A 19,997-nucleotide genomic window follows, 5' to 3' on the forward strand; every position below is an offset into this window, starting at 1 on the left:
GGTTTACCCGTCCACAAAATTTGACACAGCCCAGATGGCACCATCTTGGAAGACGGCACCACCCGGTATCAAAATCCCAACCAACCCTTTGAGTCTTAAGGATGGCCGATGGATCTTACACAGTTTAATGATGTGTTGTTCGAGTGTTTGGACGCGCATTTTTCACGTATCGATAATGCGCTTATAGGCGACTCGTTTGTGTGGTCGATGCGCTCGGGCGACTTAATCTGGATCGTGCGGATGGACTACGACGGCCTTCTCAATGAGTATTCTTTCCTTGGTGTTGAATTCGCTCCCGCGGCATGGGTAAACGAGGATTAGTCGAACACGAAACAAGCCCCTGGTCTGCTTCTTCCACAGTTGGTTGATTTTGATTCCTTGGACTTCGTTGTTTGTGTTGACTACAGTAAGTTGCCCGGTCAGCCCTTCTCTGCCTTCTTCATATCGGGACTTCATGATGAATATCTGGAATATCGTCGCCAGGATGTTCCTGAGTATTTCGATCTTGATGCTCGGCGGCAGGATCTGAATACGTTTTTTGACGCGTTGAAGGCCGGTATGCAGGCGTTGACCACATTGGATCAGATCAGCGCATTGCGCTATGGCGACAACCCGGAGATGACACCCGGCAAAATTGAGCAGGCATGGCAAGAACACAAAGCGATGATGGATGACGACCCCTACGAACGGACCTAGGGCCCGTGTTAAGCACTGGAAATGAGGAGTTTTTGTGAGCTTGATCCCTGTTTATACGCAGCTTTCCCCAAAGGAGTTTGAGCGTCTTAACGCCATGGAGATGGATGAGCGCGAACTCGCATTGGTGAAGATTTGGGAAGATTCCGCCGAGCTTGTCGCAGACATAGACAAAATGGCTGATATTACCTACTACAAACTTTCGCTCCAACTGGGCGAGGATCGTGCTGATGCTATCATGCGCGGCACATACGACTGGGACCCGGAACAAAAGACAGAGGGGTTCGGTTTCAACCTGGTTGCAGATGTTGCGCAGATGGCGCAGGAGCTCAAACGTGTAATCCCCGACAAGAGTCGGCTTCCCGATGGTATTGCGACCTTGACCGATTTCTATGCTGACGCAGCTGCACGCGGCAACACCGTAGTAATCACCATCACCTAAAACTGCCTGCGATGGCGAGCAAAGACGAAACTGCCCTGAACTCCAGTCCAATACTGGAGTTCAGGGCAGCGTAAAACTTAGGTAGCTTAGGCGGTCTCTTCGACTACGCCTGCAGCCTCAGCAGCCTCGAGCACCTCAGCGGAGACGCCCTGGCCGTCAGCGGGAACAATGTTCACAACGCGACGACGCTTCTTGATGCCGAACTGCACCGAACCAGCTGCCAGTGCGAACAAGGTGTCGTCGCCACCACGGCCAACGTTGTCGCCCGGGTGGAACTTGGTGCCACGCTGGCGAACGAGGATCTCGCCGGCCTTGACCTGCTGGCCGCCGAAACGCTTCACACCGAGGCGCTTCGACTCAGAGTCACGGCCGTTCGAGGAGCTGGATGCACCCTTTTTGGTTGCCATTATTCAAATCTCCTTGACGTTGAAAAGTTTGCTTACTTAATGCCGGTGACCTTGACCACGGTCAAAGGCTGGCGGTGGCCCTGACGGACCTTGTAGCCCGTCTTGTTCTTGTACTTGAGGATGTCGACCTTCTTGCCCTTGGTCTGCTCCACAATTTCAGCCTCAACCTTGCTGGAAGCAAGCTTGTCGCCGGTGGTGACGTCTGCGCCATTTACGAGAAGGATCGGGGTGAGTTCGACCTTGTCGCCTGCTTCACCCTCAAGCTTCTCGACCTTGACCAGGTCGCCCTCGGCAACCTTGTACTGCTTGCCGCCGGTCTTGACGATCGCGTACATAGAGGGTTACCCCTTCTCTCTTACTCGCCCGCCCCCGGCATGCCTCGGTGACGGAAATGGAACAACATTTAGCGTTTCGGGGCCCGCCTTCTTAGGTGGCAGTGGCCCGCCGTGCCCGCATGCTTGGGCAACGAGGTGCGAGCACCCCAAAACAGCGACTGTCAAAGACTACACCGGAAGGCCGCGATTTACCAAACCTCGGCCTTTCCTGCTGCTACCTGCTAGACGTACGGCGTGTCGCCCTACGACGTCCACGACGCTGCGAGACCTCAACATGTGCCGCCTCGCGCTTCGTTTGAGCAGCGCGCTTCTGCGAAGACTCGCCGCCCTTGCCCTGGGCAGAGCCTGTACCCGACTGGGAACGGGCAGCAGCCGTCGAAGTGCGACGCGTTGCCCTACGACGCTGACGCGTACGCGGTTTCGCAGCAGAAGAGCGGCGAGCACTGCGACTGCCTTCGCGCGGCGATGCTTCCGCCCTTTCCTCTACCGCTACTTCCGCTACTTCCGTGATGAAGTCCTCACGCTTCGGACGGTGATCCGAGCGCGAGTTCCCACGCGTGCGGCGCTTACGGCGCGGTGAGGACTCAAACTCCTCAACCGCCTCCTCATAGGTCTGGGTTGGGGTGTTGACGTTGGCGTCGTCAAGCTGAAGCTCCTTGCCGCGCCCACGGGAACCACCGCGACGACCGCGGCGGCGCGGACGCTTCTCCTGCGGCTCTTCGATGTCAGTGGCTGCCTCAACAATGATCGAGTCGGCGATCTCATCCAACATCTCATCCAACTCAGCCTCAACGGCCGGATCGATGTCCTTCGGAGCAGCTTCTTCGCGCATCGCCTTCGCCACCGGGTGCTCCCCCTTCGGACGACGGCGACCCCTGCGATCCTTGCGGCTGTCCTGGCTATCGCGGTGCTCGTGGTGCTCATGGCCATCAACCGGGTCATCAGCAACCAAAATCCCGCGGCCGCCACACACCTCACACGGCTGCGCGAACGTCTCCAGCAGGCCAGTGCCCAAACGCTTACGCGTCATTTGCACCAAGCCTAGCGACGTCACCTCAGAAACCTGATGACGCGTACGATCACGGCCCAACGCCTCCTTCAAACGACGCAGTACCAAATCCTGATTCTCCGGCAAGATCATGTCAATGAAGTCAACGATGATGATCCCGCCAATGTCACGCAGGCGAATCTGACGCACAATCTCCTCGGCAGCCTCAAGGTTGTTCGAGGTCACGGTCTCCTCCAACGAACCGCCGGAGCCCGTGAACTTGCCCGTATTGACGTCAATGACCGTCATCGCCTCAGTGCGATCAATGATCAAAGAACCACCCGACGGCAGCCACACCGTGCGCGACAGCGCCTTCTCAATCTGCTCATCAACGCGGTAGACCTCGAACGCGTCCTGGCCGTCGTGCTTATTACGGTCGAACTTCACCAGGCGGTCCAGCAGGTCAGGCGCCACCGACTCCACATACGCATGCACGGTGTTCCACGGCTTACGGCCGTCTACAACCAGCTCGGTGAAGTCCTCATTAAACAGGTCACGCACAACCTTGACCAACAGGTTCGGCTCTTCATACAGCGTGACCGGGGTTGCACCCTTGGCGTTCTTCTCCTTCTCCGCATGGTTCTGGATAGCCTCCCACTGCGTGTGCAAACGGTTCACATCCGCCGCAATGGCCTCCTCCGACACGTTCTCCGCGGCCGTGCGAATGATTGCGCCACCCTTGCCCGGAACCACGTTGTTCAAAATCTCTTTAAGACGCTTACGCTCCGGCGCCGGCAACTTCCTCGAAATGCCCGCACTGCGGCCGCCCGGCACGTACACCAAGTAGCGCCCAGCCAGCGAAATCTGCGTGGTCAGCCGCGCACCCTTGTGCCCAATCGGGTCCTTGGTCACCTGGACCAGCACCTGGTCACCGGACTTCAGGGCATGTTCTATACGACGCGAGCGTCCACCCAAACCCGCCGCCTTCCAGTCCACCTCACCGGCGTAAAGCACACCGTTGCGACCCTGGCCGATATCAATGAACGCGGCCTCCATACTGGGCAGCACGTTCTGCACACGGCCCAGGTAAATATTGCCGATCATGGACGCCTGAGCGTCGGAGGTGACGAAGTGCTCGACCAACAGGCCGTCTTCAAGCACGCCGACCTGCGTGATCTTGCCCGTACCGTCATGCCGCTCGCGTTCACGCACCACCATGGTGCGCTTCACCGACTCACGACGCGCCAAGAACTCCGCCTGCGACACAATCTTGGAACGCTTCCGCCCCTCCTCGCGCTTCTCGCTGCGACGACGACGCTGCGCCTCCAACCGCGCCGAGCCCTTAATCGCCTTCGGCTCCTCGATCACCTCGGCGTCATGGGTGTCCTGGTTGTCATGGTTGTCATCGGCGTCCTGGTTGTCGTGGGGGTCCTGGGTGTTTTGCCGGTTTTGTGCAGTGCTAGACCTGCGCGAACGACGACGCTTCGGCTGCGCCTGCTGCTTGGCCCCCTCACCAGTTTCGGCGGCGGTGTCCTCGGTAGCCACCTGGTCCTGGTCGTGATCCTGGTCCGGCTTCTGGTCCTGATCCGGCTTCTGGCTTGGGCGGCTCGCGCGGCGACGCGTCGAGCGTGCTGGCGCTTTAAACACCGGCGCATACGCAGCAGCTTCCTCGGCCGGCGCCGGGGTGACCTCCGGCTCAACGTCCGTAAGCAGGGCCTTTGGGTTTTCTGCGGTTTCTGCCTCCGCTGCACTGTCTACGTCTTGTGCGCGCTCAGCGCTTTCGGCATTTCCAGCGCTTTCGGCAAGCTCGGCTTCCACCTTGCGCTCAATCTGGTTGATCTCGTTAGCAACGTCCTTGCGCACACGCTGGCGGATCTTTTCATCCGCCTCATCAGCGGCAGCGCTATCCTGCGCTCCGGACTGCCCGGACTGTCCGGCCCCCTCAGTGTTGGTCGCTTTTGCAGACAACGCAGTCAGCAACTGCTCTGCCTCCGCACGCGTCAACGTAGACTGCGCAACCTTCACCAACCCCTGCTCAGACAGCGCAACGACTAGGTCTTTCGACGGCACATCCAGTGCCTTGGCCAGGTTGAACACACGCGTCTTCTCACCAAGCTGGGAACGATCAAACGCGTCAAACTTGTTCTGCGGTGCAGACTCCGTTGCACGCTTACGCGCAGTTTTCTTGGCCGTTGCCTTTTTCGTGGTGGCCTTTTTCGCGGTGGTTTTCTTGGCGGCGGTCTTCTTGGCCGTGCGCTTGGTGGTCCTCTTTGCCGACTTCTCAGTTGCTGGGCGTTCGTTTTGCTCAGCGGATTCGTCGCTACGTGCCACGATTAGCTCCTCTTTTATTGTTGGCCCTTGAAGTGTTCAACGCCGGGCGCTGGCGAAGTTTCTCGCCGCCGCCGCACAGCGCTGCCACTCAACGGGAACCGTACGGTTGTAAAAAGTCTGGCCCCATTGTTGCACACCGCGGGCAATCCAGACGTTCCTCACACGGCTCGCCCCAACGGCGAACAGAGCCGATTCCAACAAATATGCATATGCATATATGCATAAGCAATGGTCACAGCGTTTTTTCAATAAGACCCGCGTTAATGAAAATTGGCCGTGACCTGCAGACATGCATATATGCATATGCATATTTGTTCCCGGGAGGGGGTCAACGACCCCGGGAGGGGGAAACGATCCCCAGGGGGAAGGGGACAACGAGCCCCGCACCCCCAACAAAAATCGCAACACCCCCACAGAAACGAAAACGCCCCGCACAAAGGCGGGGCGCAAAGAACAAGCGTTTACTTGTTCGGGAACCAGATGGCGATCTCGCGCTCAGCGGACTCCGGGGAGTCAGAGCCGTGCACCACGTTTTCACCAACGGTCAGTGCGAAGTCACCGCGAATGGTGCCCGGGGTGGCCTTCTCAACCGGGTGGGTGCCACCGGCAAGCTGGCGCCATGCTGCGATTGCAGACTCGCCCTCAACAATGCCGGCAACCAGCGGTGCGGAGGTGATGAAGTCAACGAGCTCGCCGAAGAACGGCTTGTCCTTGTGCTCAGCGTAGTGCTTTTCTGCAGTCTCGCGGTCTGCGGTGCGCAGATCCATCTCGACCAGCTTGAGGCCCTTGCGCTCAATGCGGGCAATGATTTCGCCAACGTGGCCGTTTGCCACGCCGTCCGGCTTGATCAGAATCAGAGTACGTTCAGTCATAGCGTTAAATTCTACCTACACCCCGGCAACTATGCGCGCCGCCTCCTCTGGTGAGGTGTTGCGGAACCAAAGCTGCACCTGCGAGATGGCCATCGGCGTGTTGCCTTCGGCTTTCATGCGGGCGATGGTTGCGTGCTGCTCGGCATCGAGAATCTTCGGTTTTGCCTGCATGTTGCGGGCTGTGTCTGCAAAGCCCCACGCGAGAAACACGAAGGCGACCCCGAGTGCAGCAAGTGCGACCCAGCGCGGCCAGCCCAGTGGTGCACTGAACACGGCAAGCAACGACAGGATGCCAGCGAGGATAAATGCAAGGTTGCGCATGAGCCCTGTTTATACCGCAGGTAGCCTGTGCGCATGCAGTACTGTAGCCCGCTGCCAGATATCGACTTGCCCAACACGGACGTGTTCAGCTTTGTCCTGGGCAAGCTCGGCGACGACGCTGACCTGCCCGCAATCACCGAGGTAGACACCGGCAGCACGGTTACCTACGGCGAACTCACAAACCGTGTCGAAGCACTCGCCACCACCATCGCCCCTGAGGAAGTCATCGCGTTGCGCCAGCCGAACTCGATCGACTTCGCCGTCGGCCTGCTGGCCATCTTGCGCGCCGGCTCCACTGTCACGCTGATTGGGCCTTTATTGCTTGACGACGAAGCGTCGACCCTCAAACGCCTCTCCCATACCACCCGCGAACTCAACTTTGCTGAGATCCCGCACGAGATCCAGCACGGCATCCAGCACACCCCGCCGGTGATTGACCCGCAATCCATCGCTGCGGTGCCGTTTTCTTCAGGCACTACGGGGCTTCCCAAGGCGGTGGAACTGACCCATGCCGCGATCACGGCGAACGCCGCGCAGTTCGACGCCGCCCTTCGCGCAAGCGGCATCGAAGCGCAGACGCGGACGTTTGCGCCGCTGCCATTTACGCATATTTATGGGTTGAATACGTTGCTGTTGGCGTCGTTACGCGCAAGGCACCATATCCACACCACCGGGCGCTTTTCCTTCGAAGAGATGGTTGCCACCCACGCGAAGCACAGCATTGAGCTGACGTTTATCGCGCCTCCGATCGCGCGCCTTCTGGCCAAGCAGGAATTCGACGCAAGCGCGTTTGCCGCCAGCCGCTTCATGGTGTGCGGGGCAGCCTCGCTTGATGAGGAACTTGCACGAAGCGTGGAACGCAAATTGAACACCACAATCCTGCAGGGCTACGGCACCACGGAATCGGCGCCGGTCACACACGTGGGCATCGCGGGGAAGTCAACGCCGGGCTCCATCGGCTTTGCGGTACCCAACACACAGTTTCGGATCGTTGACCTAGACACCGGCGAAGACGCAACAACCGGCGAACTGCTCATCCGTGGCCCACAACTCATGCGCGGCTACCGCGACCAACCCCCACTCGGCCCAAACGACTGGCTGCACACAGGCGATCTTGCGCGGCTGCGTGACAACGGCACCGTGGACATCATCGACCGCGTCAAAGACATCTTCAAATACCACGGCTACCAAATCTCCCCCGCAGAGCTAGAAGCCGTCTTACTCACCCACCCGCAGGTGGCAGATGCCGCAGTGGCGGGCAGGAAAACCGATGACGGTGAGGAGGTGCCGTGGGGGTTTGTGGTGTTGCGTGGGGCGTCGATAAGCAAGGAAAATCTCATTGCCTGGATGGCCGAGCGCGTCGCCCCATATAAAAAATTGCGCGGCATCACCGTGGTCGATGACATACCGCGCAACGCCGCAGGCAAAATCCTGCGACGCAACCTACCCCTCTGAGGCACCCAGGTGCTGCGTAACCAGGTAGCCGCCACGCATACGACGCTCCATCTCTGAGCGCAGCTTCACAATGTAAAACCACACAATGCCAAAGATGATGCCCACGGCCGTGACCGACCAGTGCACGAAAAACCCGAAGATCAACGGGATCTGCAAAGCCAGGTTGATCCACAGCGCACCCGGCGCGCGTTGCGCGAACGCCATGATCAGATGCGCGGCACCCAACACCGTGATGTAGCCCCAGTTAAACGTGGTCCACAGCACGCCACCATCTACTTTCAGCACTACAAGCAGGATCAGAAAGACCGTGATGGCCTCCATGACTAGCGTGCCGGACATCACGGGACGCAGACCCGCCATCGGGTCTTTTACCGGGGCGTGGCCGGGACCGAGGGGGCCGACGGGGATTTCGCGTGAATGCTTCGAGCTCACTTAGGGTCCTTTCCAAACAATGCGCGGGCCTCGCCAGCGGTGACAACAGAGCCGGTGATGATCACACCGTTGCCAGCCTGCACGCCAGCTTCGTCGAGCTCTTCTTCCGCCAGCTCCACAGCTAGGTCGTAGGCACCGGCGAGGTTCGGCTCGACGTGGACGCGCTCATCACCAAAGATCTCGCGGGCGATCTCAGCCAGATCGTAGGCGTCTGCTGCGCGTGGGGACGTATTCTGCGTCACCACAACCTCCGTCAACGCCGGCTCAAGCGCCTCCATAATGCCGCGGGCATCCTTGTCACCCAAAATGCCCAGCACGCCGATCAGGCGGGTGAAGTTGAAGTCACGGCTCAACGCCGCGGCAAGGGCGCGGGCGCCGTGCGGGTTATGCGTGGCGTCTACAAACGTGGTCGGCGCAGTGTGGACGCGCTCGAGGCGACCAGGTGATGCAGCGTTAGCAAAGCCGGTTCGCACGATGTCTGGGCTTAATGGGCGCTGCGCGGACGCACCGTAGAACGCCTCCACCGCGGCCAACGCCACGGCGGCGTTGCGTGCCTGATGTTTACCGGCAAGGGGAATGAACACGTTGTCAATCTCGCCGGAGAGCCCGCGCAGCGTGAGCATCTGGCCACCAAGTGCTACGTCTGCCGAAGCCACTTCAAACTCACTGCCCAAACGCGCAACCGTCGCACCAACGTCCACGGCGCGCTGCAGGATCACGTTCATCGCATCCGGCTCCTGATTGGCAATAACCGCCACCGCCTCCGCAGAGCGAATGATGCCGGCCTTCTCCCCGGCGATCTGAGTGACCGTCTCCCCCAGATAATCCGTGTGGTCAAGACCCACGGGCATGATCACGTCTACGTCAGCATCAACAACATTGGTGGCGTCCCAACGTCCGCCCATGCCCACTTCCACCACGGCAACGTCCACCGGAGCGTCCGCAAACGCGGCGAACGCAATAGCTACGGTGACTTCGAAGTAGCTCATTGGTGTGCCGGTGCGTTCATCCACCATCTGGATATACGGCTCAATCTCGCGGTAGATGCGCACGAAATCGGCGGGGTGGATCGGCGCACCGTCGATACCCACGCGCTCCGTGATCAGCTGCAGGTGTGGGCTGGTGGTGCGACCGACGCGGTTGCCAAACGCCGCCAAAAGCGACTCAATCATCCGCACCGTCGACGTCTTACCGTTCGTGCCCGCCACATGGATGACCTTGTAGGACTTCTGCGGCAGGCCCAGCAAATCCATCAGCAGCTCGATGCGCTGAAGTGACGGATCAATGTCCGTCTCCGGCCAGCGCGCGCTCAGCTCCCCTTCCACCTGCGCAAGCGCGGCGAGGTCCTCGTCCGTGACTGGGCGTTCGATGGGCGCGTCTTCAGCGTCGGTGTCGGTGTCGGTGTCGGTATCGGTGTCGTTCACGTCAACGTCGCCAAGAGTGGCCCCAGCCCACTGGCCAAGGTCGATCGAGCGGCCGTGCTCGTCTTCCGAAACCTCGAAGTTGCCGAACTGGTTAGCCATCCCGTTAGCCATTGAGCCCCTCAAGACGTGCGCTGACACGCGCAAACTCCTCTTGCGCCACACGCTGGCGGTGGCGGATCTTCTCCACCACCGGCTCCGGCGCGTTAGCCAAGAACTGCTCGTTACCCAGCTTCGCCGCCGTGGTGTCCAGCTCCTTCTGTGCTGCGGCCAGTTCCTTCTCCAGACGCTTGCGCTCAGCCGCCACATCCACTGTGCCCGAGGTATCCAACGCCACATCCAGGGTGGTCTGGCTTAAGCGCATTTCAATGCTTGCCGACGCCACAAACCCCTCACCCGGCTCCTCAACCCTGGCAATCTGGCGCACCATGTCTTCCTGCGCCACCAAATCAGCCGCAGTGAAGTCCAGCTTCGCAGGCACCTTCTGGCTTGGCTTAACACCCTGGTCAGCGCGGAAGCGGCGCAGCTCCGTGATCAGCTTGATGGAGTCTTCAATACGACGGCGCGCGTTGAGATCCGACTCCGCGGAACCGTTGGTGTCTTGTGCACTCGGCCACGGCGCAAGCGTGACCGTCTCGCCGCCGGTGAGTTCCGTCCACAAAACCTCGGTGATAAACGGCATGGTCGGGTGCAAAAGGCGCAGCACCACATCCAGGACACGACCCAGCACAACCTGGGTGTTCGGGCCGCGTTCCTTCTCCTCCCGCGCAGCGTCAGCGGCGCTGCGCGGGATCTGCGTCTTGGCAATCTCCAAGTACCAGTCACACAGCTCATCCCAGGCGAAGTGGTAGAGCTCCTCATTGGCCTTAGCAAACTGGTAATCGTCCAGGTAGGCGTCTACCTTCGCGCGGACCTCCTCGCAGCGGTCCAAGATCCAGCGGTCAGCGTCCGTCAACACCTCGCGTGCTGGCAGCTCATCCACCGTGGCACCGTTCATCAGCGCAAACTTCGCGGCGTTGAACAGTTTGGTGGTGAAGTTGCGAGCAGAGGTGGCGTTATCCTCACCAATCGGCAGATCCACACCCGGGTTCGCACCACGAGCCAGCGCAAACCGCAGGGCATCCGCACCATAGCGCTCCACCCAGTCCATCGGGTTGATGCCGTTGCCCAAAGACTTCGACATCTTGCGCCCCTTCTCATCGCGCACCAACCCGTGCAGGTACAGGTGCTCGAACGGGATCTGTGGGCGGCCATCTGCGCCTTGGCCCAGCACTTCAGGGGTCTGCGTTGCAGCAAAGGTACCGAACATCATCATGCGCGCAACCCAGAAGAACAAAATGTCGTACGCCGTGACCAGCACGGTGGTTGGGTAGAACTTCTCCAGCTCCGGGGTTGGGTCCGGCCAACCCATCGTGGAAAACGGCCACAGTGCAGAGGAAAACCACGTGTCCAACACATCCGGGTCCTGCTCGTAGCCTGCCGGCGGCTCCTCATCCGGGCCAACACAGACCACGTCGCGGTTGCCCTCAGCGTCTTCCGGCCCGTACCAGATCGGAATACGGTGGCCCCACCACAACTGGCGTGAAATCGTCCAGTCGTGCATGTTGTCCACCCAGTCGAAGTAACGCTTCTCCATGGAGGTCGGGTGGATTTCGGTATCACCCTCACGCACCGCCTCAGCGGACATGCGTGCCAGCTCAGCCACCTTCACAAACCACTGCAAGCTCAGACGCGGCTCAATCGGCTCACCGGAACGCTCCGAGTGGCCAACCGAGTGCACGTATGGGCGCACTGCCTTCACAATGCGGCCTTGCTCCGCCAACGCCTCGCGCACCTTCACGCGGGCTTCGAAACGATCCATGCCATCAAACTCGGTGCCGGTATGAGTAATGCGGCCCTTCTCATCCATGATGATCGGCATGTCCAGATCGTGCCGCAGACCCATCTCGTAGTCGTTCGGGTCATGCGCAGGGGTGATCTTCACCGCGCCGGTACCCAGCTCGCGGTCCACGTAATCATCAGCGATCACCTTCAGCTTCAGGTCATCGCGGAACGGGTGGTCAAACTCCTGGCCAACTAGGTGCGCGTAGCGCTCGTCCTCCGGGTGCACGGCAATAGCAACGTCACCCAGCATCGTCTCCACACGAGTGGTTGCAACCACCAGGTGTGGCTCATCATCATTGAGCGAGCCGTAGCGGATGGAGACAAACTCGCCCTCGACGTCCTTGTACACCACCTCAATGTCGCTCACCGCGGTCTCCAACACCGGAGACCAGTTCACCAGGCGATAATCCTGGTAAATCATGCCAGCGTCATACAGCTGCTTGAAGATGGTTTGCACGGCGCGCGACAGGCCGTTATCAAGCGTAAAGCGCTCACGCGACCAATCAACCGAGTCGCCGATAGCCCGCATCTGTGTGGTAATCGTGCCGCCGAACTCGTGCTTCCACTCCCAAACACGATCTACAAACTCGTCACGACCATAGTCGTAACGGTCCTTGCCCTCCTCAGCCTTCAGCTTCGCCTCAACCTTGGTCTGGGTGGCAATACCAGCGTGGTCCATACCCGGCAGCCACAACACCTCATAGCCCTGCATGCGCTTACGGCGCACCAAGGAATCCATCAAAGTGTGGTCAAGCGCGTGCCCCATGTGCAGCTGACCAGTCACATTCGGCGGCGGCAGCACAATGGAATACGCCGACTTCTCCGAAGCCGGGTCGGCGGTGAAATACCCCGCCTTGACCCAGCCTTCGTAAAGGCGCTCTTCTTGTTCCTTCGGGTCCCAAGACCTAGGGAGGTTCGTTGCAGGCAAGTTCGTCGCTTCAGTCACAACGAACCATCTTAGACCCTTAGAAAAGCTGCGCCGCTACCTCTGCTTCAGAGCGCAACGCCTCCACGTTCGCATCAATGCGCGGACGCTGGAAATCATTGATCTCAAGGCCCTCAACTACCTGCCACTGGCCGTTGGCACCAACCACCGGGAAGCCGAAGACCAAGCCTTCATCCACGCCGTATGCACCCATGGACGGCAGCGCCACCGTGGTCCAACGACCATCAGTGCCCTGTACCCAGTCACGCATGTGATCCACAGCAGCCGACGCAGCCGACGCAGCTGAAGACTTACCGCGCACCTCAATAATCTCCGCGCCGCGCTTTGCCACACGCGGAATGAACTCGTCGGTGTACCACGCCTGGTCAACCTTCGGCATCACATCAGCACCGTCAAGCTGCGCGTAGGTCAGGTCCGGGAACTGCGTATCAGCATGGTTGCCCCACACCACAACGCGCTCAAACGCATCCGTGGATGCCTCAAGCTTCTGCCCCAGCACGGACAGCGCACGGTTGTGGTCTAGGCGCATCAAGGCGTTGAAACGATCAGCCGGAACATCACCGGCAGCCTTCGCCGCAATGTAGGCGTTCGTGTTCGCCGGGTTGCCAACCACCAGTACGCGAATGTCATCAGCCGCGCCAGCGTTGATCGCCTTGCCCTGCTCGATGAAAATCTTGCCGTTGGCAGCCAACATGTCAGCGCGGGACTCGCCTTTACCGCGCGGCTTCGCACCGACCAGGAAAGCTGCGTTCGCGCCCTCGAAACCTGCACGCTGATCCGTGGTCACCGTAATCCCACGCACCAGCGGCATCGCGGAGTCAGACAACTCCATCGCAGTGCCCTCAGCGGCGTTTGCCGCCGGCTCAATCTCCAGCAGTGTCAGATCCACCGGCTGATCCGGGCCGAACACGTCACCCGAAGCCACACGCCACAACAGGGAGTATGCAATGTTGCCCGCGGCGCCAGTGATGGTGACCTTTACCGGCTGTTTCGCCTGTGCCAAATTCGATGCCATTTCTCTCGAAGCCCTTCCATGCAGAAGCTGGTCAGATACACCTTCGAGTATAGGCGTGAGCGGCACAGAGATCTTGAGTGCTCTTGAGTGCTGGCGGCGTTAGGCGCTTTGCTCCTCATCCTCAGCCAAGTAGCGCGGCTCTTCCTCGCCACGCACCACCGCACCGTTGATCACAACCTCTGCAATATCCTCGCGGTCAGGAAGGTCATACATCACCGGCACCAGCAGCTCTTCCATAATCGCGCGCAGGCCACGGGCGCCGGTTTTGCGCTCGGCGGCCTTGTCGGCGATCTCGCCCAGCGCATCCTCCGTAATGGTCAGCTCCGCACCATCCATGGCAAACAGACGCTGGTACTGTTTCACCAAAGAGTTCTTCGGCTCCGTGAGCACGCGAACCATTGACTCGCGGTCCAAGTCCTCCACGTGCGCCAAGATTGGCAGACGGCCAATGAACTCCGGAATCAGACCGAACTTCACCAAGTCACCCGGCTGCACCTTGGACATCAGATTCGAGTCATCGCGCTCTGCCTTTGAGTCGATCTCTGCTCCAAAGCCGATGCCCTTTTTGCCCACACGCTCAGCGATCACCTTGTCCAGGCCAGCAAATGCGCCGGCCACAATGAACAAGATGTTGGTGGTGTCCAGCTGAATAAACTCCTGGTTGGGGTGCTTGCGCCCGCCCTGCGGCGGTACGGAGGCCACAGTGCCTTCCAGGATCTTCAACAGGGCCTGCTGTACGCCTTCACCAGACACGTCGCGAGTAATGGAGGGGTTTTCGCTCTTGCGCGAAATCTTGTCCACCTCATCAACGTAAATAATGCCGGTCTGCGCACGGTTGACATCAAAATCCGCCGCCTGCAGCAGTTTGAGCAGGATGTTTTCCACGTCCTCGCCCACGTAGCCTGCTTCAGTCAGACTCGTCGCGTCCGCAATAGCAAACGGCACATTCAACATCCGGGCCAGCGTCTGCGCAAGATAGGTCTTGCCGGAGCCTGTTGGACCGAGCAGCAAGATGTTGGATTTCGCAATCTCCACATCCTCGTCTCGACGGCGCGCACCAAGCACTTTCTGCTCCGCCTTAATGCGCTTGTAGTGGTTGTACACCGCAACCGCCAGCGTGCGCTTTGCCACATCCTGGCCAATCACGTACTGGTCAAGGAAGGCAGTGATCTCCGAAGGACGAGGGAGCTTCTCTTCGCTTGCCGACGCCTGCGTGCCCGCCCCCGCCAGCTCCTCTTCAATAATCTCATTACACAGCTCAATGCACTCATCACAAATGTAAACGCCGCCCCCGGCGATCAACTTGCGAACCTGCTTCTGCGTCTTCCCACAGAACGAGCATTTCAGCAGGTCTGAGCTGTCGTGCGTTACTGCCATGTACCTTCAAAAACTCCTGCGTGGTGTCTGAGTCCATCTCGGACAGGTGATCTCTTGATCATACTTGCTCAGTCAAACTCGCACGATTCTAGCGCGGACTGTTCCTGTACAAGAGCCAGTGCCGGTTGCCCGCTAAGTCAACGTTCATAACAATGGGGCCATGACTCACCTACACGTCACTGAACATGGCCCCACCGACGGCACCGCTGAGAAGACAGTGGTGCTGCTTAGCTCTATCGCTACCACGCACGAAACGTGGAGCGCACTCATCCCAGAGCTTGCCAAGCGTTTCCGGGTAGTCACCGTAGATCACCGCGGCCACGGCCAGTCTGAGATTGCACAGGTAGCTCCCGGCTCCACCACCGTGGAGGATCTTTGCCAGGACATCACCCAAGCGTTGGATTCCGTAGGAGTCAACCGCTTCCACATCGTCGGGCTTTCCCTCGGCGGTGCGCTAGCGCAGTGGTTGACCGCCAATTCTGGCCGCGTGGAAAAGGCAGTGTTCTGCGCAACCGCCACGTTCCTTGGCGGTGAAGAACGTTGGATCGAGCGCACCACCATCGCCCGCGAGCAAGGCATGGGCGCTCTCGCCGACGCGTTTATCCAAGCATGGTTCACCGAAGGCTTCCGCGCCAGCCACCCACAAACAGTCAACGAGGTACGCGAGATGATCTTGCGTATCAACGCCGAAGGCTACGCCCAAAACGGCGACGCCCTCGCCGGCTGGGACTTCGCCGACCAACTAGGCAACATCACGTGCCCGGTGCTCACCGTTGCAGGTAAAGACGATGCCGGGACCGGCCCTGAACAGCTCGCCGAAATCGCCGCTGGCGTTGCTGGCCCTGTGCAATCCGCAGTTCTCGACGGCTCCCACCAGCTGGCCGTTGAGAACCCAGAAGAATTCAACCGGGTGGTGACGGGATTTTTGGGGGCGTGATGGGTTAGATTGGTACGTCGATAAGCAAAAAAGCTCCGAAAGGAAAAACTCGCGTGAACCGTGTCAAGACCGCTGCCGCAATCGTCGCCACTTCAGCGATGCTGCTGGCCGGTTGTGGCAGCGAGGGTGATGAGGTGCGCCTGGCCGAGCCAGTGCTGGACTTCCCATACACCAGCACCTCGCAACTGCCGGAGCCAGAAATTGAAATAACCACCGAAGAACCCGAGGAGACCACAACCTCTTCTACAACCAGCTCTTCCTCATCCACCTCTTCGAGTACCTCAACACGTACCTCTACTTCTACCTCCAGCACCACCCGCCGAGCAGAGCCGGAACCTGCGCCCGAACCAGAACCCGAGCCACTCCCGGGTGCAGAGTGCGCATGGCCGAGCCAGAGCGACGCCAACGGCCGCGAATTCTCCACCTTCTGCGACCGCGAATGGGCCCGCACAATGCTGGATGGCCAGCAGTACTTCTGGAAGGCACGCGGCAACGGCTGGGCCAGCGTCGACCCAGACGGCACGGTGGGCAACGACGTCTGCTGGGCCCGCGACGACTTCAACGGCGCGCCAGAAGCCATCCGCAACGCCGCGGTGTACTGCACCCCTGCGGAGTAACGCTCAAGAACGCGAAAGCCGCCCTCTTCCCTTCTCTATTTGGGGGGTGAGGGCGGCTTATTGTTGGAGCTGTTGGCGCTGTTGGCGCTGTTGGCTTACGCGCTCTGGTTACGCTCTGGTTACGCGTTCAGCTTGCGGTAATCAAAGACCTGGTCGATGATCCCGTACTCCTTCGCTTCGGCGGCGGTAAGGATCTTGTCGCGGTCCGTGTCAATACGGACCTGCTCCGGGCTACGGCCCGAGTGGTGCGCAAGCGTCTCCTCCATGAGGCGACGCATACGCTCAATCTCATTGGCCTGGATCTCCAAGTCCGACACCTGGCCACGAGTGCCCTCAGTTGCCGGCTGGTGGATCAGTACACGTGAGTTCGGCAGTGCCGCACGCTTACCCGGGGCACCTGCAGCCAAGATCACAGCCGCAGCAGACGCAGCCTGTCCCAGGCAGACCGTCTGGACGTCCGGGCGGACGTACTGCATCGTGTCATAGATAGCCATCAACGCGGTGAAAGAACCGCCCGGGGAGTTGATGTACATCGTGATATCACGATCCGGGTCCTGGGACTCCAGCACCAGAAGCTGCGCCATGATGTCGTTTGCAGACGTGTCATCCACCTGGGTACCCAAGAAGACAATGCGCTCTTCAAACAGCTTGCCGTACGGGTCGATCTGCTTCGTGCCAAAGCTGGTTTCCTCGAGGAACTGCGGCAGCACGTAACGCGAGGTGGGCATCTGGAAAGTCATGAAAAGTTCTCCTCTGTGATTTTGCTTGCGTTGTCGCTTGCCGGGTGATTACTCGCCGATTGCGTGCGCACCAGCCTGAGCGGCGTGCTCAATAACGTGGTCCACAATGCCGTACTCCTTGGCTTCCTGCGCGGTGAACCAACGGTCACGGTCAGAATCCTTGGTGATCTGCTCGAAGGTCTGTCCCGTGTGCTCCGCAATCAGCTTCGCCATCTCACGCTTGGTCTGCGCGAACTGCTCAGCCTGGATAGCAATGTCTGCTGCGGTACCGCCAACACCTGCGGACGGCTGGTGCATCATGATGCGTGCATGCGGCAGCGCGTAGCGCTTACCCTTCGTGCCGCCGGAGAGCAGGAACTGACCCATCGAAGCAGCCAAGCCCATGCCGTAGGTGGCGATGTCGCACGGGGAGTACTTCATCGTGTCATAAATCGCCATACCCGCGGTCACAGAGCCGCCCGGGGAGTTGATGTAGAGGTTGATGTCACGGGTCGGGTCCTCTGCGGACAGAAGGAGAATCTGCGCACACAGCTTGTTCGCAATCTCATCATTCACCTCCTGGCCCAGGAAAATAATGCGCTCACGGAGCAAGCGCTCATAGACCGAGTCACCCAAGTTCATGCCAGTCGGCTGCGTCATTGTTGCCGCGTCCTTTCTAAAGACCTTTGTTGCTTTCACTAGTTATTAACGCCACTACCTTACTCGGGCATTACACTATCGACGCCCACGTTCGCTACCGGCGTACGCCCCCTTCCCACTCCTTTTGGCTCTTTTACCCACTTGCGCCACCTTTTGTCCCGCTCGCCACGCTAGTCCCATTGCAAACATTTCGATTTGTTACGGATGTGACTGCAAAACCGCAGGGGCCTGAAAGATTTTGCATTTGTTTTCAGCGCATCGGGTGCCCTGGCGCGGGTTTTTGTAAGCGAAGCCGCCTTGCTACGGATGTGACAAACCCGACCTGGGGCTTTGTAAATGACCCCGTGGTCGTTTACAAACGGGCGTCCGGGCAACAAACAAAAACACCCCGCACCACCCTCACCGGGTGCACGGGGCGCTTGCGTTAACAAGCCTTACTCGTCGGCGGAAGCCTCGTCAGCCTCGTCCTCGATCTCGCCGAAGTACTCGTTCGGATCGATAGAGTTGCCGTCCTCATCCTTCACAGACGTGCGGGAGATGGCAGCTGCCAGGGCCTTGCCGCGGCGAACGTCGGCGAACAGGTTACCGATCTGGTTGTTCTGCTGCAGCGTTGCGATGAACTGGTTCGGGTCCATGCCGTAAGACTGCGCAGTGAACAGGATGTGATCGGTGATCTCTTCCTGGGTCACCTCCGGAGCTTCAGCATCTGCGACAGCATCGAGGAACAGCTGGGTGCGCACGGACTCTTCAGCCTGCTTACGGGAGTCCTTGTCAAACTCCTCGCGGGTGGTGCCCTGTGCTTCAAGCAGCTGAGCGAGAGCGTTCTCGTCATGTGCCAGCTGGCCCAGGAGCTGGTGAAGCTGGTTGTGCACCTGCTCATCAACGACAGACTCCGGCAGCGGGAACTCAACCTGAGCCAGTGCAGCCTTGAGCACCTCGTCGCGGATGTCGGCAGCCTGCTGAGCCTTCAGGCCCTCCTCAAGCTGGGACTTCGTGGACTCACGCAGCTCTTCAACGGTGTCGAACTCGGAAGCGAGCTGTGCGAACTCGTCATCCAGGTCCGGCAGCTTACGCTCCTTGGTCTGCTGCACGGTCACCTTCACGGTGGCCTCTTCACCCTTGTGCTCGCCGTATTCGATCTTGGTGGTGAACTCGTTGTCCTCACCGGTCTTCATGCCGCGCAGTGCGGTGTCAAGACCCTTGATCAGGTCATCGGAGCCAACCTGGTAGGTCAGGCCTTCTGCGGAAGCCTCGTCGAGCTTCTCACCGTCAACGGTCGCCTCAACGTCGATCACAGCGAAGTCATCGGTCTTCAGCTTACGCTTGGTTTCCTTCAGCTCACCGAAGCGGCCACGCAGGTCGTCGAGCTCCTTGTCCACAGCCTCGTCGTCAACCTTGCGGGCCGGGACGGTCACGTCAATCTTGGAGAAGTCCGGAACCTCAATCTCCGGGCGTACGTCGAACTCGGCAGTGAACTCAACAACGTCGTTGTCTTCGATCTTGGTGATCTCGATGTCCGGCTGGCCCAGCGGGTTCAGCTCGTTCTCGGACAGCGCACGGTCGTAGCGGGACGGCAGCATGTCGTTGACTACCTGCTCGAGGATTGGGCCGCGGCCAAATCGAGCGTCGATAAGCTGGCGAGGAGCCTTGCCACGACGGAAGCCCGGGATGTTGACCTGCTGTGCAATTGCCTTGTACGCCTGGTCAATCTCGCGACCCAGTTCGTCGAAGGGGACGGAGACGTCCAGCTTGACTCGGGTGTCGCTGAGCTTCTCGACGTTTGTCTTCACGAATAACTCCTGTACTAAATCGATTGAACGGTTATAAAAACCTTGTCGGGGCGACAGGATTTGAACCTGCGACCCCCTGCTCCCAAAGCAGGTGCGCTACCAAACTGCGCCACGCCCCGTGAGTCGTGAAAAACTCACGTCGGGTCATTGTAATACCCGTGCCTATAAGAGATAGCAACGGGTCGCGAAAAAACAAAAAAGCCCCGTTCAGAGGGGCTTTTCTTGGAGGGAATGACGGGAATCGAACCCGCGTCTTCAGCTTGGAAGGCTGAGGTATTAGCCACTATACGACATTCCCATGCGCCTAAACGCTGCTCAGATGAGCTGCTCGGAACTTTAGCGCAGGTTCACCCGT

General features: G+C 59.5%; 19 protein-coding genes and 2 tRNA genes. 6 read left to right on the forward strand and 15 right to left on the reverse strand.

The features are described 5' to 3' along the window. The first annotated feature begins 108 nt into the window (after positions 1-108). From HMPREF3101_RS10715 to HMPREF3101_RS10725, 3 genes are read left to right on the forward strand one after another with little or no spacing between them, the layout of a single operon-like run. Positions 109-321 carry a hypothetical protein gene (locus tag HMPREF3101_RS10715; protein ID WP_070465476.1) on the forward strand — a complete coding sequence of 71 codons (213 nt, stop codon included), beginning with the start codon at positions 109-111 and terminating at the stop codon, positions 319-321. A 39-nt stretch (positions 322-360) separates the two neighbouring features. After that, on the forward strand, positions 361-696 hold the full coding sequence (locus tag HMPREF3101_RS10720; protein WP_141737448.1) for a hypothetical protein: 336 nt from the start codon (positions 361-363) through the stop codon (positions 694-696). A gap of 34 nt (positions 697-730) precedes the next feature. Further along, positions 731-1,135 (forward strand): hypothetical protein, encoded by a 405-nt coding sequence (locus HMPREF3101_RS10725; protein ID WP_070465480.1) that lies wholly within the window; start codon positions 731-733, stop codon positions 1,133-1,135. Between the two features lie 86 nt (positions 1,136-1,221). Here HMPREF3101_RS10725 and rpmA read toward each other — a convergent pair whose 3' ends face one another. The 5 genes from rpmA to HMPREF3101_RS10750 form a co-directional block, all read right to left on the reverse strand. Continuing rightward, complete coding sequence (gene rpmA, locus HMPREF3101_RS10730; RefSeq protein ID WP_070465482.1) at positions 1,222-1,542, reverse strand: 50S ribosomal protein L27; 321 nt, start codon at positions 1,540-1,542, stop codon at positions 1,222-1,224. Between the two features lie 32 nt (positions 1,543-1,574). Further along, positions 1,575-1,877, reverse strand: coding sequence for a 50S ribosomal protein L21 (gene rplU, locus HMPREF3101_RS10735; RefSeq protein ID WP_052203292.1), 303 nt, complete (start codon positions 1,875-1,877; stop codon positions 1,575-1,577). Positions 1,878-2,091: 214 nt separating this feature from the next. Next, entirely contained in the window at positions 2,092-5,196 is a 3,105-nt protein-coding gene (locus tag HMPREF3101_RS10740) for a translation initiation factor IF-2 N-terminal domain-containing protein (RefSeq protein WP_083280227.1), read from the reverse strand. Positions 5,197-5,657: 461 nt separating this feature from the next. Further along, positions 5,658-6,068 carry a nucleoside-diphosphate kinase gene (gene ndk, locus HMPREF3101_RS10745; protein ID WP_052203289.1) on the reverse strand — a complete coding sequence of 137 codons (411 nt, stop codon included), beginning with the start codon at positions 6,066-6,068 and terminating at the stop codon, positions 5,658-5,660. 15 nt (positions 6,069-6,083) lie between these two features. Beyond that, positions 6,084-6,389: a hypothetical protein gene (locus HMPREF3101_RS10750; protein ID WP_070465488.1), complete on the reverse strand. Its 306-nt coding sequence runs from the start codon at positions 6,387-6,389 to the stop codon at positions 6,084-6,086. A 33-nt stretch (positions 6,390-6,422) separates the two neighbouring features. Between HMPREF3101_RS10750 and HMPREF3101_RS10755 the strand changes: the two genes are divergently transcribed. Continuing rightward, positions 6,423-7,844, forward strand: coding sequence for an AMP-binding protein (locus HMPREF3101_RS10755; protein ID WP_070465665.1), 1,422 nt, complete (start codon positions 6,423-6,425; stop codon positions 7,842-7,844). Here the strand turns inward: HMPREF3101_RS10755 and HMPREF3101_RS10760 are convergent. The 5 genes from HMPREF3101_RS10760 to clpX all read right to left on the reverse strand — a co-directional run bounded on the left by HMPREF3101_RS10760 (position 7,833) and on the right by clpX (position 14,919). Beyond that, positions 7,833-8,276 carry a DUF4233 domain-containing protein gene (locus tag HMPREF3101_RS10760; RefSeq protein WP_070465491.1) on the reverse strand — a complete coding sequence of 148 codons (444 nt, stop codon included), beginning with the start codon at positions 8,274-8,276 and terminating at the stop codon, positions 7,833-7,835. The genes HMPREF3101_RS10755 and HMPREF3101_RS10760 overlap by 12 nt on opposite strands. Further along, positions 8,273-9,799, reverse strand: coding sequence for a bifunctional tetrahydrofolate synthase/dihydrofolate synthase (locus HMPREF3101_RS10765; RefSeq protein ID WP_070465662.1), 1,527 nt, complete (start codon positions 9,797-9,799; stop codon positions 8,273-8,275). Before HMPREF3101_RS10765 ends, HMPREF3101_RS10760 begins: the two co-directional genes overlap by 4 nt. A 4-nt stretch (positions 9,800-9,803) precedes the next feature. After that, entirely contained in the window at positions 9,804-12,527 is a 2,724-nt protein-coding gene (locus HMPREF3101_RS10770) for a valine--tRNA ligase (RefSeq protein ID WP_070465494.1), read from the reverse strand. A 19-nt stretch (positions 12,528-12,546) separates the two neighbouring features. Next, positions 12,547-13,542, reverse strand: coding sequence for a malate dehydrogenase (locus HMPREF3101_RS10775; RefSeq protein ID WP_070465497.1), 996 nt, complete (start codon positions 13,540-13,542; stop codon positions 12,547-12,549). Positions 13,543-13,641: 99 nt separating this feature from the next. After that, the gene (gene clpX / locus HMPREF3101_RS10780; protein ID WP_070465500.1) at positions 13,642-14,919 is read right to left on the reverse strand and encodes an ATP-dependent Clp protease ATP-binding subunit ClpX; all 1,278 of its coding nucleotides are present in this window, start codon (positions 14,917-14,919) and stop codon (positions 13,642-13,644) included. Positions 14,920-15,079: 160 nt separating this feature from the next. On the opposite strand from clpX, the gene HMPREF3101_RS10785 reads away from it, so the two are divergent. Then, on the forward strand, positions 15,080-15,856 hold the full coding sequence (locus HMPREF3101_RS10785) for an alpha/beta fold hydrolase (protein ID WP_070465502.1): 777 nt from the start codon (positions 15,080-15,082) through the stop codon (positions 15,854-15,856). A 53-nt stretch (positions 15,857-15,909) separates the two neighbouring features. After that, positions 15,910-16,473, forward strand: a complete 564-nt coding sequence (locus HMPREF3101_RS10790; protein ID WP_070465504.1) for a hypothetical protein — start codon at positions 15,910-15,912, stop codon at positions 16,471-16,473. A 119-nt stretch (positions 16,474-16,592) separates the two neighbouring features. Here HMPREF3101_RS10790 and HMPREF3101_RS10795 read toward each other — a convergent pair whose 3' ends face one another. From HMPREF3101_RS10795 to HMPREF3101_RS10815, 5 genes are all read right to left on the reverse strand, one after another. Beyond that, the gene (locus HMPREF3101_RS10795; protein ID WP_070465507.1) at positions 16,593-17,213 is read right to left on the reverse strand and encodes an ATP-dependent Clp protease proteolytic subunit; all 621 of its coding nucleotides are present in this window, start codon (positions 17,211-17,213) and stop codon (positions 16,593-16,595) included. 48 nt (positions 17,214-17,261) lie between these two features. Next, a complete protein-coding gene (locus HMPREF3101_RS10800) occupies positions 17,262-17,852 on the reverse strand; it encodes an ATP-dependent Clp protease proteolytic subunit (RefSeq protein WP_070465510.1) in 591 nt (196 codons plus the stop codon). Positions 17,853-18,286: 434 nt separating this feature from the next. After that, positions 18,287-19,642, reverse strand: a complete 1,356-nt coding sequence (gene tig, locus HMPREF3101_RS10805) for a trigger factor (protein WP_070465512.1) — start codon at positions 19,640-19,642, stop codon at positions 18,287-18,289. A 45-nt stretch (positions 19,643-19,687) separates the two neighbouring features. Next, positions 19,688-19,761: transfer RNA gene (locus tag HMPREF3101_RS10810), tRNA-Pro, on the reverse strand. 104 nt (positions 19,762-19,865) lie between these two features. Further along, positions 19,866-19,940, reverse strand: a tRNA-Gly gene (locus HMPREF3101_RS10815). Positions 19,941-19,997: the final 57 nt, after the last annotated feature.

This window comes from Corynebacterium sp. HMSC29G08, from assembly GCF_001806875.1.
Classification (GTDB): domain Bacteria; phylum Actinomycetota; class Actinomycetes; order Mycobacteriales; family Mycobacteriaceae; genus Corynebacterium.